The sequence below is a fragment of the Maricaulis salignorans genome, assembly GCF_900103475.1.
Lineage (GTDB): Bacteria > Pseudomonadota > Alphaproteobacteria > Caulobacterales > Maricaulaceae > Maricaulis > Maricaulis salignorans.
Window position 1 is genome coordinate 94531 of the sequence record NZ_FNHG01000010.1, and the last position, 11916, is coordinate 106446.

Genomic DNA, 11916 nt, shown 5'->3' on the forward strand with positions numbered 1-11916 from the left:
GCGCCTCGCGCACCGTGGGATGACGGTGAGTTTTGGAGTTGAAGGGAGAGGGTGAGCGCAGCCCCGAGCCTCAAACCACCCTTACCTCACCCCCCACAACCTCAACCTCGACCCCCGTCAGCCCATAGCCCGCAGCCGGGCCACCGACACAAACTCCGTCCGTCGCCGCAAAGCTCGCCCCGTGCACCGGGCAGACGATGAACTGGCCCTCGTGCAGCATCACCTTGCCGCCGGGCAGGTTGAGCGGGCGCTGGGCGTGGGGGCAGGTGTTGAGGAAGGCGGTGACGGTCTGGCCGCGGCGGACCAGGATGACGGCGCCGTCATTCCAGGTGGAGGCGCGGGCGCCGGGGTCGGGCAGGTCGTCGAGGTGGCCAAGCACCGTTCCCGCTTTGGGCAGGCCAGACACCGGCATACCCGTCATGGATTGAGGCCGGCGGGCGGGTTGAACACCCACTTATAGGGCGCGGCCTCGACCGACTGGAACAGGCCGGCGATGGCATAGGGGTCCTTGGCCAGCCAGGCATTGAGGGCGGCGCGGCTCTCCATCTCGACGATCAGGAGCGAGCCGGCGGGCTTGTCGTCACGGCCGAGCCAGGGGCCCGCAGCCTTGATCCGCTCACCGGCGGCGGTCAGCCAGTCGAGATGGGCCGGGCGGTTGGCGAGGCGGATATCGAGGGCGCCGGGCTTGTCGGTGGCGTGGACCATGAAGAGCATCAGGCGGATTCCAGCGTGAAGGGGCGAGCGAGCAGGGCTTCGATGGCGTCCTCGACACTGGTGCGGCCGGCGAGAATATCGTCAACGGCTTCGCAGATCGGCATTTCGACGCCGTGTCGTTTCGCCAGCGCAACGACTGCGGGCGCGCTGGCCACGCCTTCGGTGACCGAGCGGCGGCTGCCGAGAATATCGTCCAGATGCACGCCGCGCCCCAGCGCCAGACCGCAGGACATATTGCGCGATTGCGGCGAGGAACAGGTCAGCACCAGATCGCCCAGCCCGCACAGGCCGGCCAGCGTCTCGCGCCTGGCACCCAGCGCCAGGGCCAGCCGTGTCATCTCGGCGAAACCGCGCGCGATCAGTGCTGCATGGGCCGATTTGCCCAGGCCGCGTCCCTCGACAATACCGCAACCGATCGCCAGCACATTCTTCACCGCGCCGCCGATTTCCGCGCCGATCAGATCGGTCGCCAGATAGGGGCGAAAGCGCGGCGTGCCGAGCGCCTCGATCAGCGCAGTGCCGATCGCCTCATCCTTGCAGGCCAGGGTCACCGCTGTGGGCAGGCCCTGGGCGGTATCAATGGCAAAGCTCGGTCCCGACAACACCGCCGGAATGGCTGAAGGGATGGTCTCGCCCAGCACCTGGGTCATCATCGACAGGCTCGATTGCTCGATACCCTTGGCGCACAGGATGATCGGCAGGCCGCGCCTGGCGAAGGGGGCGAATTTTTCCAGCGTGCCGCGCAAATGCTGCGCCGGGGCCACGGCCAGAACCGCGTCGCAGACATCGAGATCCGCCATCGCCGTCACCGCCGCGATACTCGGCTCCAGCACCACATCGGGCAGGAAGATCGTGTTCTCGTGTTTGTTATTGATCACATCGGCGACGTCTTGCTCGAAGGACCAGATCAATACATCGCGGCCGGCCTTGGCCGCCGTCTGCGCCAGCGCCGTGCCCCAGGCACCGGCCCCGATCACGCCAATCGTCTGAAAATCTGTCACGCCTTTGGTCCTTTTCGTCCCGAGCCGATCACCGGGTCCAATCTGGCCGAGACCGCGTCCAAAGGCCAGCGCGCCCGCGCCGGGGCGTCGAGCCCGTCAGTCTCGCCCCTGAGCAAATGTTCCAGTCCGGCCAGCGCGATCATCGCCGCATTATCGGTGCACCAGCGCATCGGCGGTGCGATCAGGCGGAAACCTTCCTCGCGCGCCGCCGTTTCGAGCATTTTGCGCACCGTCTGATTGGCCGCAACACCGCCGGCGACGACAAAGGGTAGTGGAGCGGTCGTCTGCGGCAGGCTGGCAGCAAACTCGCGCATGGCCCGCCGTGACCTTGTAGCAAGGGTACGGGCAATCGCCGTTTGCACTGACGCAGCAAGGTCGGCGCGGTCCTGGTCGCCGGGATTCTCGAACCCGTCCCAGATCTGACGCGCCGCCGTCTTCAGCCCCGCAAAGGAAAAATCGCAACCGGGACGGCCCCTTAGCGGGTTGGGCAGATCAAAGCGCTTGGCATTGCCATTGGCGGCGCAGCGCTCCAGCGCCGGCCCACCGGGAAAACCCAGCCCCATCACCTTCGCCGTCTTGTCAAAAGCCTCGCCGGCGGCATCATCCAGGGTCGATCCCAGACGCCGGTAAATTCCGAAATCTTCCACACAAATCAATTGCGTATGCCCACCCGAGACGAGCAGGAGCAGATAGGGAAAGTCGAGATTCTCACTCAGCCGCGGCGACAGCGCATGCCCTTCAAGATGATTGACCGCAATCAAGGGCTTGCCCGACCCCAGCGCCATCCCCTTCGCCGTCATCAGCGCGGCCATCACCCCGCCGATAAGTCCCGGTCCGGAGGTCGCGGCAATGCCGTCAATTTCGGCCAAACTCAGCCCCGCTTCCTGCAAGGCCTGCCCGGCCAGCCCTGACATGGCTTCCGCATGCGCCCGCGCGGCAATCTCCGGCACCACACCGCCAAACGGCGCATGGGCTTCGGTCTGACCGAGGATAAGGTCGGACAACACTTCGATCTCGCCTGTGGCGGATCGGCGCAGCACGGCCGCTGCGGTCTCGTCACAGCTTGATTCAAGCCCGAGCACGGTCAGTGTGCCGTCTTGCGCTAAGGGGGATGGCGAGGCTAAGTCCATGTCTGTTCGATAACCTCACCGCCGGGATCCCGCAACGTGCCGCTACCGTCCAAGCCCATGCCCATCGCCACCCGGCGCTCCCCCCTCGCTCTTGTCCAGGCCCGCGACGTCCAGGCGCGACTGGCCCGCCTGCATGGCGTCGAGGACGAGATGCGCGACACCGTCTTCCCGATCCTCGGCCTGTTGAGCACCGGCGACCAGATCCAGGACCGCGCCCTGATCGAGGCCGGCGGCAAGGGCCTGTTCACCAAGGAAATCGACGAGGCCCTGCTGGAGCGCCGCGCCGCCTTCGCCGTGCACTCGATGAAGGATGTCCAGACCGAACTGCCCGAAGGCATTGAACTTGGGGCGATTCTCGAGCGCGAAGACGCTCGCGACATGCTGCTGGCCCGCGGCGGCGAAACCCGGCTCGCGGATCTGCCGCAGGGCGTGGTGATTGGCACGGCCAGCCTGCGCCGCCAGGCCCAGGCGCTGTATCAGCGGCCCGACCTGTCAGTGGTGGTGCTGCGCGGCAATGTCGATACCCGGCTGGGCCGGCTCGCCTCCGGTGAAATCTATGCCACCTTCCTCGCCCGCGCCGGCCTCAACCGGCTTGGCCGCAAGGAAGCGGACGCCGAACCCCTGGCGCTGTCGGAAATGCTCCCCGCCGCCGCCCAGGGCGCTGTCGGCGTAGCGATTCGCAGCGATGATGACCGGGCCCGCGAACTGTTAATGCCGCTCAACCACCGCGAAACCGAACTGACGACCCTGGCCGAGCGCGCCTTCCTGGCAAGGCTTGACGGCTCCTGTCGCACCCCGATCGCGGCCCATGTGCATATCGAATCAATGGACTTCACCGGCGAAGTTTTGACTCCTGATGGTCAGGTCCGTTGGCGGGAACAGATGCGATTCGATATGAAAACAGCCACCAGAACCAGCGCGATAGCCGCCGGCCAATCCCTCGGCCAGGCGGTCAGGGACGCGGCCGGCGATCAACTCGCCGCCGCGCTTGCCAACGCATGACGGTCCTGGTCACACGCGGCTGGCCCGGTGCCAAACGCACCGCTACAGAACTGCGCGCTCGCGGGATTGATCCGATTATTGCGCCCGTACTCGACATCAATTTTCGCGCCCGCATCGAGGTTGACCTGACCGGGGTCCAGGCCCTGGTCTTCACCAGTGGCAATGGTGTGCGTGCCTGGGGTCCCCGGCGCCCGGAGCGCGACCTGCCCGTCTACACAGTCGGCGACAGCACCGCCGCCGATGCGCGCAAGGCCGGATTTCGAAAAGTCCTGTCGGCGAACGGCGATATCCACGATCTGGCGGCGTTGATCAAACGCAAGGTCAAACCGCAAAACGGCGCGCTCCTGCATGTCCGCGGCATCCATGTCGCCGGTGATCTGGCCGGCGCGCTGAAAGCGGACGGCTATCAGGTGCGCGACGTGATCGGTTATGGCGCGGTCGCCGTCGACGCCCTGCGGGAGGACGCCATCGCGGCGATCCTGTGCGGCGCGCCCGTCGCCGTGCTGATCCATTCGGCGCGCGGCGCCAAGACCTTCCTCGACCTGGTACGAAAATTCGGATTGCAGGCCTGGCTGAAAGCGGTGACCGCCTATGGCATCAGCGCCAATGCCTTGAAGCCACTGGAAAACGCCGGCTTTGCCGAACTGGTCGCAGCGGCACATCCCAGTGAGGAAGCCCTGCTGGACCTGCTGGTTCATCCCATGGAACTGGCGCCGCTGGGCGACGCATCATAAGGTGCGAGAAACCTAGCTGAATCGCGTATTGAGATGGCCGATCCCAAGCAGACTGCCGAACCCGAACCGGTCGATGCCGAGTTCGAACCCGCCCGTGACCTTCCCGACCGGGAAAGCGAAGGCGCCGCACGCAAGGGCGTGGGCGGCGCCACCGTCACCGTACTCTTCCTGATCGCCACGCTGGCAGGCGGCGGCCTCGGTTTTGCCGGGGCGCGCTATTGGCCTGCCGCCAGCACCAGCGAGACAGGCGCAGCCAACGAGCGGGCGGCACTGACCCAATCCATTACCGGGCTGGATGACCGGCTCACCGCAATGGAGGCCGAGAGCCCGGCGCTGACGGCCGAGGCAGCACTGGCGCAACCAATGGCGGCGATCAATGCCCGGCTTGACGCACTCGAATCCGCCCCCACAGGGGCCAGCCCGGACCTGACCACGGTCGAAGCGCGGCTGGCGGCACTCGAAAACACGGTGCCCGCCGATGACACCACCATTGCCGGCACTGCCGCACTGGAAGCTATTGCCGCACGTATCGAAGCCACCGAACGCGACCTGGCCAATCTCAACCGGCTGGTCCAACAGGCGAGCGAGGCGTCGGCGTCAGGCGACCAGAACGGTGTCGACCCGCTCCTGCTGCAAAACCTTTCCGACCGTCTCGCCGAACTGGAAGCCGCGCACGACGTGGCCGCTGGCCCGGTCGAACCCGTCGCTGATCCGCAAACGGCTGTTCTCGCCGGCCGGATCGAACAGCTCGAGACCGCGCTGAATGAAACCCGCGCCCTGGCCGAGGCGGCCCGCTCGACGGCCGAAACCGCAGCAGACAGCGCTGCGACCCGGCCGGCATCCTCCGATACCGGCCAGGCATCACGGCAGCTGGCAGCCCGCGCCCTGGCGCTCAGCGCCCTGCGCGATATTGCCGGCACCCATCAGGGTTTTGAGGCCGAACGCGCCGCCCTGGCCCAGCTCTGGCGTGGCAATGCCGATCTCGCCGCCATGGCCGCCTACGCCCGCGCCGGCGTGCCGACCCTGGACGACCTCACCGCTGACTATCCCGGCGACGCAATTCGCGATGCGGCGGGACCGGGACGAATTTTCTTCGGTCTGATCGAAGTGCGCCAGGCCAATCCGGGCACAGCCGATACCGGTGCCATGGCGATCTCGGCCCTGGCGGAAAACCGGCTCGCCCTGCGCGATCTGGAGGGCGCGGTCGCGCTGACCGAACGGCTGGACGAGACCTCGCTGCCCGCAGCCCGGGACTGGCTCATCGGCGCCCAGGCCCGGCTCGACCTCGACCGCCGGCTCGTCGCGCTGCGTCAGGCCCTGACCGAAGCGGCTGCGGCCCAGGGAGATGATCCGTCATGATCCGCCTGATTATCGTCGTCATCATCGTTATCTTGACGACCGCGCTGGGCGCTTTCCTGGCCCTCAATCCCGGCCATGCCAGTTTTGAATTCCTCGGCACGCAGATGGAGATGCCCTTCGTCGTCGCCGCCGGTGCCTTGATCCTGTTTTCCTTCCTGATGCTGGTCTTGTGGTGGGGCATCTACATGTTGTGGACCTCGCCGGACAAGGTGAAGTCCTTCCTCTCGCGCCGCCGCCGCGAACAGGGTTATGACGCCCTCGAACGCGCCCTGATCGCCTCCGCCGCCGGTGATGGCGAAGCGGCCGTGCGCCAGGCCGCGCGCGCCGATGCCCTGCTCGACCGTCCCGCCCTGTCGCGCCTGCTTGCGGCGCGCGCTGCCGAGGCGGCTGGTCATCCCGAACGTGCCGAAACCCAGTATGAAGCCCTGCTCGAAGATCCGCGTACCCGCGTCGTGGCCCGCCGCGGCCTGACCCAGCTGGCGCATGATCGCGGCGACCTGGAAGCGACCGCCGAACACGCCGCCGATGCCTTCGACAAGGCCAAGGGTGCCCGCTGGGCCTTCGATGCCCTGTTCGAGGCGCAAGTCGCCCAGGGTCGCTGGGATGCGGCACTGGAAACGCTCGGAGAGGGCGACCGGCGCAAACATATCGCCCCGGATATCTCGAAGCGTCGCCGTGCGGTCCTGCTGACCGCGTCGGCCCTGGCCAGCGAAACAAGCGACTCAGACCATGCCCGCGATCTGGCCGAGTCGGCCTGCCGGGCTGCGCCGGGTTTCGCGCCCGCAGCCAATCTCGCCTCGCGTCTCCTGAACGCCGCCCGCAAATACAAGAAAGCGTCCGACGTGCTCGAGGCGAGCTGGACCCTGGCACCGCACCCTGCGATCGCCCGCGCCTATCGCGATCTGCGCAAGTCAGACACCCGGGCGAAACGCCTCGAGCGGCTCAAGGGCCTCGCAGCACTGCAGCCGGAGCATCGCGAGAGCAAGCTCGTGCTGATCGATGTCGCACTGGAAGACAATGATGCCGCGACGGCACGCACCCTGATCGCGCCGCTGATCGCGGACGGGCCACCAAGCTCGCGCCTGTGCGCGCTGGCCGCACGGCTGGCCCGGCTGGAGGGCGAGGATGAACAGGCCCGCCGCTGGATGGCCCGCGCCGCGCACGCCTCGACCGAGGCCGACTGGTCGGACATGGACCCGGACGGCAACGCCTTCCCCTATACCGCCGACGACTGGAAGCGGATGGTCTATATCTATGGCGATGAAGGCCGGCTGATTCATCCGCGCTATGAGCGCTATGAGCGCAATGTCGAGGCCGTACCGGAAACCGCCCTGCTGGAAGCGCCGCACAAGCGGGGACCAACCCGGCCAGCCGCCTATTTCGAGGCACCGCGCCCGCCCGACGATCCAGGCGTTGACGATGATGACGAGGATACGGGGCGCGCGCGATGAGCCGGAGGCCTTTCCTCCTCGCCGTCGTCGGCGGTTCGGCCTCGGGCAAGACCCGGCTGGCCCAGGCCCTCGCTGATCATTTTGCCAGCCATGATGCCTATGTCATTCCGGAGGACGATTATTACGTCGATGCCGGGCATCAGCCGGGCTTTGTCGCCTCCGAATTCAATTTCGACGAGCCCGCCGCCAAGGATCACGCCCTGCTGGCCAGCCACCTCGCCGCCCTGCGCGAGGGCCAGCCCGTCGAAGCGCCGCAATATGATTTCACCACGCATTGCCGCTGCGAGCAGACCGTCGAGCGCCTGCCCGCCGGGGTATTGATTGTCGAGGGGCTGCACCTGCTGGCAAGCCCCGAGCTGGCGGCGCAATTCGATCTGACCATTTTCGTCGATGCCTGCGACACCACCCGTCTGGCCCGCCGCATCCAGCGCGATGTCGCCGAGCGCGGCCGCAGCGAAGACTTCGTCAAACAACAATTTGACGAGACCGTTCGCCCGATGCACGCGCTGCATGTCGAACCGCAACGCGAGACCGCCGACCTGGTGGTGGAGAATATGGGCGCGCCTGATTTCAAGGCTCTGGCCAGACCCGTGCTGGACCGGATCGGCCTGCATCAGGGCGACCGCCGGAACGTCTGACCGATTGGCTGATCCCGACACTGCACAAAGGCTTGCCCGCTTGCCCGTTCGCAGCTAGTTTCCGCCGCCTCTCGCCAGACAACCGGCCGGGAGCCTCGAGGTATGCCGCATTAGCTCAGCTGGTAGAGCAACGCATTCGTAATGCGTAGGTCAGGTGTTCGAGTCACCTATGCGGCACCACCCTTCGCCCTGTGGGCTTCGGGTGGCAAGCCACCCACAGCGCGCACCCGGGGCGAAGTGATGTCGTCCGAAACCTTGGCGCAGGTGAGCAGCGCGCGACATCAAACACAGTTTCTGACCGCCCTGCGGGCTGCAAGCCAGCCGAACGATTTCCACTGACGATTCAACGCTTGTTCCGCGCCGCAAAGGCGGCCTGCTGTTCCGGCGTCGCCGGGGCCTGGAAGTCGCGCTTCCAGTCGGCATAGGGCATGCCATAAATCCGTTCTCGCGCGGCTTCATCGGAAATCTCGACACCGCGCTCATCGGCGGCGATCTTGTACCATTTGCCCAGGCAGTTGCGGCAGAAGTCCGCCAGGATCATCAGATCAATATTCTGAACCTCCTTGTGGGCATCAAGATGCGCCAGCAAACGCCGGAAGGCGGCCGCGTCGAGCGCGTCGCGGTCAGCGGCGGACAGGTCTTCATGTTTCATGGCGTGGTCCTGCAGGCTTGCGGGGCGCCGGCAATGACACCTCGCCTGGTGGTGAGGCGGTCAGCTGCCGCGAATAATACTGCCAAGCGGGCCAAGCACCGAACCCTCACCCTGACCGGACCCGGTGACGGGAAGGTTGGCCATGATGCGTCCGGCAAGGCGTGAAAATGGCATGGATTGCATCCAGACCTTGCCCGGCCCCTTGAGCTTGGCGAAGAAGACGCCTTCACCACCGAAAATCATCGATTTGATATTGCCGGCCCGCTCGATCTCGAATTCGACCGTCTTGGTGTAGGCGACGACACAGCCGGTATCGACATGGATTTCCTCGCCCGCTGCCAGTTCGCGCTGCACCAGTGTGCCGCCGGCATGGATGAAGCACCAGCCATCGCCCTCGAGGCGCTGCATGATGAAACCCTCGCCGCCAAACAGGCCGGTCATGATTTTCCGCTGCAGGGCAATGCCGATCGAAACGCCCTTGGCGGCGACCAGGAAACTGTCCTTCTGGCAAATTAGCTCGCCATCGACATCAGGCAGGTGGACCGCGATGATGGTGCCGGGAAAGGGCGCCGCGAAAGCCGCATGCGCCTTGCCCTGCCCCTGATGGGTGAAAGCGGTCATGAAAAGGCTTTCGCCGGTCAGCAGGCGTTTGCCGGCGCCAGCCAGTGCGCCCATGAATCCCTTGTTCTTCTGCGAGCCATCGCCGAAGACCGATTCCATCGCAATGCCGGTTGACTTGTACATCATGGCACCGGCTTCCGCGACGACGGTCTCGCCCGGATCCAGCTCGATTTCCACGAACTGAATGTCTTCACCGCAAATCTTGTAGTCGATTTCGTGTGCGCTGCTCATCTCGGTCCTCGCCTTGTTGAGCGGCGATTATAGGGCCGGTCGCGGCAGGATTGTAAGATGCCCCGAGCGATTTCTGCGCCGGTCGCGGTCAGATACTGAGGAAATCTTCCGTGGCAACCGCATTGCGGATCACCTGGGCGATATTGACCGACTTGCGGCCGCGCTCGACCTTGAAGCTGGCATTCTTGTCGAGGCTGGCGATTTCCTCGCCAAGATGCTCGCGATCGACCGCCATGGATCCCGACAGCACCAGGAGCGGCGTTGCACCGGCAGAACTGCGTGCCACTTCAAGCGTCTCGGTGGGATGCACGGAATCGGGCAATCGCAGATCGAGCAGGATCAAATCGAACCCGCCAGCCTGCATGCGCAGCTTGGCCTCGCGCAAGGTCCGGACGACTTCGAAGGAAATATCAAAATCACCAGCCTCACAGACAGCCTGCTGCACCAGCATCGCGTCCGCGAAATCGTCTTCTACGTGCAGAACATGCAATGCCTGGTTGGCCATAATGAAGCTCCCTTCTACCGAGTATCGCCCAGTGGCGTTATTGAACCGTTTAAAAATCGAGGGTCAGGCGAAATTAAAGACCGGCGGGTCTGTCCAGACCGGCCCGCGCCGCGGCGGCCAGGACCGTATTGCGCAACAACATGGCGATGGTCATCGGTCCGATTCCACCCGGAACCGGCGTGATCCAGCCGGCATGGGCGACAGCTTCATCAAACGCGACATCGCCCACCAGACGGGTGCGGCCTTCGCCTCGCTCGGGCGCATCGACCCGGTTGATGCCGACATCAAGCACACAGGCACCCGGCTTGATCCAGTCGCCCCGGACCATTTGAGGCCTGCCCACCGCGGCGACCACAATGTCGGCAGTCCGCGTGAGCGCCGCAAGATCATGAGTGCGCGAATGGGCGATGGTGACGGTGGCATTCTGCTCAAGGAAGAGCAGGGCTGCAGGCTTTCCGACCAGGATTGAGCGACCGATCACAACGACCGATTTGCCCGACAATGACCCCATCGCGCGCTCGGCCAGCAAGACGCAACCGGCCGGCGTGCACGGACGCAATCCGGGCTTGCCCAGAAGCAGGCGGCCGGCGCTGACCTCGGTCAGCCCGTCGACATCCTTGTCCGGATCGATGGCGCTGATGACGGCATTGGAATCGATATGACCCGGCAAAGGCATTTGCACGAGGATGCCGTCGACCCCGCTATCACTGTTGAGGCCGCGCACGATCTCGACCACCTCGGCCTGGCTGACATCTGCAGGGCGGCGAATTTCGATCGAGGTCATCCCCGCCGCCTCGGTGCGCTTCACCTTGGAGCGGACATAGACATCGCTGGCCGGATCGTCGCCGATGAGCACCACAGCCAGACAGGGCGCGCGGCCCAATGCCTTCGACAATTCCGCGCCGGCCTGGCCGGCCCGCTGGTCGATCTCGGCCGCGACGGCTTTGCCGTCAATCAGTTCAGCGCTCATCTTCCACTCCCCCCAATCGCCCGGCAACGCGGGCGCGGTCCCCGGCATCGGCCGCCACCCGAACCGTTTTCAGCCTCGAAGTCATGCCGCGGATTACGTCGATATCGCGCTTTGGCAAATCGAGAAACTGCGACAAAACCGCTATCAGCGCCTTGTTGGCCTTCCCCTTCTCGGGCACGGCCCGGACCCGAACGCCCAGATGACAAAGCCCGTCGGCGGTTTCGGCGAAGCCCTCCACCGCATCCCGCGAGGCGTTGGGTGTCAGGCGAATGCGCAGAGTGAGACCGGTCTCGTCCTCGATCCAGGCTTGGCTCAAAGCACTCGCATCAGCATGGGCACCACATAGCCTTGCGCGAATGAGATCAGCAGCAAGAGCACGACCGGCGAGAAATCCATCCCGCCCAGATTTGGCAAGATACTGCGGATCGGCCCGAGCAGGGGCTCTGTGATACTATTGGTCAGACGCCAGATCATGCCGACAAACTGATTGTGCGGATTGACGACATTGAAACTGATCAGCCAGCTCAGAATGACGCCAACAATGACGATGATCCACAACAGACCGAGGATCGGGTTGAGGAAATACACCACCAGGGCCTGACCAAATGAGAGTTCGAGCGGCATAGCAAAATCCTGAGCGACAAAAGATGATTGGCTATGTAACCGCGTCGCTTCCTCGCGTCCAGAAGCCAGTGCTTGACACTGCCGAGCCGCGCTCGTACTTGCCTGCCCGGAAGGGGCCGTAGCTCAGTTGGGAGAGCGCGTCGTTCGCAATGACGAGGTCAGCGGTTCGATCCCGCTCGGCTCCACCATCCTTCGCTCGCTGCGCGAGCTTCGGCCGGGCAGGCCCGACACTCTTCCGAGCGAAGGATGTCCCGCCGAAGCCAGAGGCGCAGGCGGACACCCCG

General features: G+C 65.2%; 15 protein-coding genes and 2 tRNA genes. 7 read left to right on the forward strand and 10 right to left on the reverse strand.

The features are described from left to right. Window positions 1–70: 70 nt before the first annotated feature. From BLT42_RS09350 to tsaD, 4 genes are read right to left on the reverse strand one after another with little or no spacing between them, the layout of a single operon-like run. Window positions 71–421 carry a Rieske (2Fe-2S) protein gene (locus tag BLT42_RS09350; protein ID WP_091770041.1) on the reverse strand — a complete coding sequence of 117 codons (351 nt, stop codon included), beginning with the start codon at window positions 419–421 and terminating at the stop codon, window positions 71–73. Continuing rightward, window positions 418–714, reverse strand: a complete 297-nt coding sequence (locus BLT42_RS09355) for a YciI family protein (RefSeq protein ID WP_091770043.1) — start codon at window positions 712–714, stop codon at window positions 418–420. Before BLT42_RS09355 ends, BLT42_RS09350 begins: the two co-directional genes overlap by 4 nt. Further along, entirely contained in the window at window positions 714–1715 is a 1002-nt protein-coding gene (locus BLT42_RS09360; RefSeq protein ID WP_091770045.1) for an NAD(P)H-dependent glycerol-3-phosphate dehydrogenase, read from the reverse strand. Before BLT42_RS09360 ends, BLT42_RS09355 begins: the two co-directional genes overlap by 1 nt. Next, on the reverse strand, window positions 1712–2845 hold the full coding sequence (gene tsaD, locus BLT42_RS09365) for a tRNA (adenosine(37)-N6)-threonylcarbamoyltransferase complex transferase subunit TsaD (RefSeq protein WP_091770047.1): 1134 nt from the start codon (window positions 2843–2845) through the stop codon (window positions 1712–1714). Before tsaD ends, BLT42_RS09360 begins: the two co-directional genes overlap by 4 nt. Window positions 2846–2902: 57 nt before the next feature. Here tsaD and hemC point away from each other — a divergent pair, with 57 nt between their 5' ends. From hemC to BLT42_RS09395, 6 genes are all read left to right on the forward strand, one after another. Next, a complete protein-coding gene (gene hemC / locus BLT42_RS09370) occupies window positions 2903–3847 on the forward strand; it encodes a hydroxymethylbilane synthase (protein WP_176780316.1) in 945 nt (314 codons plus the stop codon). Further along, a complete protein-coding gene (locus BLT42_RS09375; protein ID WP_091770051.1) occupies window positions 3844–4581 on the forward strand; it encodes a uroporphyrinogen-III synthase in 738 nt (245 codons plus the stop codon). The genes hemC and BLT42_RS09375 overlap by 4 nt, the downstream gene beginning before the upstream one ends. A gap of 33 nt (window positions 4582–4614) precedes the next feature. Beyond that, window positions 4615–5940 carry a coiled-coil domain-containing protein gene (locus tag BLT42_RS09380; protein WP_091770053.1) on the forward strand — a complete coding sequence of 442 codons (1326 nt, stop codon included), beginning with the start codon at window positions 4615–4617 and terminating at the stop codon, window positions 5938–5940. After that, window positions 5937–7391 (forward strand): heme biosynthesis protein HemY, encoded by a 1455-nt coding sequence (locus BLT42_RS09385; protein ID WP_091770055.1) that lies wholly within the window; start codon window positions 5937–5939, stop codon window positions 7389–7391. The genes BLT42_RS09380 and BLT42_RS09385 overlap by 4 nt, the downstream gene beginning before the upstream one ends. Then, on the forward strand, window positions 7388–8029 hold the full coding sequence (gene udk / locus BLT42_RS09390) for a uridine kinase (RefSeq protein WP_091770057.1): 642 nt from the start codon (window positions 7388–7390) through the stop codon (window positions 8027–8029). Before BLT42_RS09385 ends, udk begins: the two co-directional genes overlap by 4 nt. A 104-nt stretch (window positions 8030–8133) precedes the next feature. Then, window positions 8134–8209 (forward strand) — tRNA-Thr (locus BLT42_RS09395). Window positions 8210–8372: 163 nt separating this feature from the next. Here the strand turns inward: BLT42_RS09395 and BLT42_RS09400 are convergent. The 6 genes from BLT42_RS09400 to BLT42_RS09425 all read right to left on the reverse strand — a co-directional run bounded on the left by BLT42_RS09400 (window position 8373) and on the right by BLT42_RS09425 (window position 11632). Further along, the gene (locus tag BLT42_RS09400) at window positions 8373–8681 is read right to left on the reverse strand and encodes a DUF1244 domain-containing protein (RefSeq protein ID WP_091770059.1); all 309 of its coding nucleotides are present in this window, start codon (window positions 8679–8681) and stop codon (window positions 8373–8375) included. Between the two features lie 60 nt (window positions 8682–8741). Then, window positions 8742–9533, reverse strand: a complete 792-nt coding sequence (locus tag BLT42_RS09405; protein WP_091770061.1) for a TIGR00266 family protein — start codon at window positions 9531–9533, stop codon at window positions 8742–8744. Between the two features lie 88 nt (window positions 9534–9621). Continuing rightward, the gene (locus BLT42_RS09410) at window positions 9622–10038 is read right to left on the reverse strand and encodes a response regulator (RefSeq protein WP_091770064.1); all 417 of its coding nucleotides are present in this window, start codon (window positions 10036–10038) and stop codon (window positions 9622–9624) included. Window positions 10039–10111: 73 nt separating this feature from the next. After that, the gene (gene folD, locus BLT42_RS09415; protein WP_091770066.1) at window positions 10112–11008 is read right to left on the reverse strand and encodes a bifunctional methylenetetrahydrofolate dehydrogenase/methenyltetrahydrofolate cyclohydrolase FolD; all 897 of its coding nucleotides are present in this window, start codon (window positions 11006–11008) and stop codon (window positions 10112–10114) included. Then, window positions 10998–11324 (reverse strand): DUF167 family protein, encoded by a 327-nt coding sequence (locus BLT42_RS09420; RefSeq protein WP_091770068.1) that lies wholly within the window; start codon window positions 11322–11324, stop codon window positions 10998–11000. Before BLT42_RS09420 ends, folD begins: the two co-directional genes overlap by 11 nt. Next, entirely contained in the window at window positions 11321–11632 is a 312-nt protein-coding gene (locus BLT42_RS09425; protein WP_091770070.1) for a YggT family protein, read from the reverse strand. The genes BLT42_RS09420 and BLT42_RS09425 overlap by 4 nt, the downstream gene beginning before the upstream one ends. A 112-nt stretch (window positions 11633–11744) precedes the next feature. Here BLT42_RS09425 and BLT42_RS09430 point away from each other — a divergent pair. After that, window positions 11745–11820, forward strand: a tRNA-Ala gene (locus BLT42_RS09430). The last annotated feature ends 96 nt before the right edge of the window (window positions 11821–11916 follow it).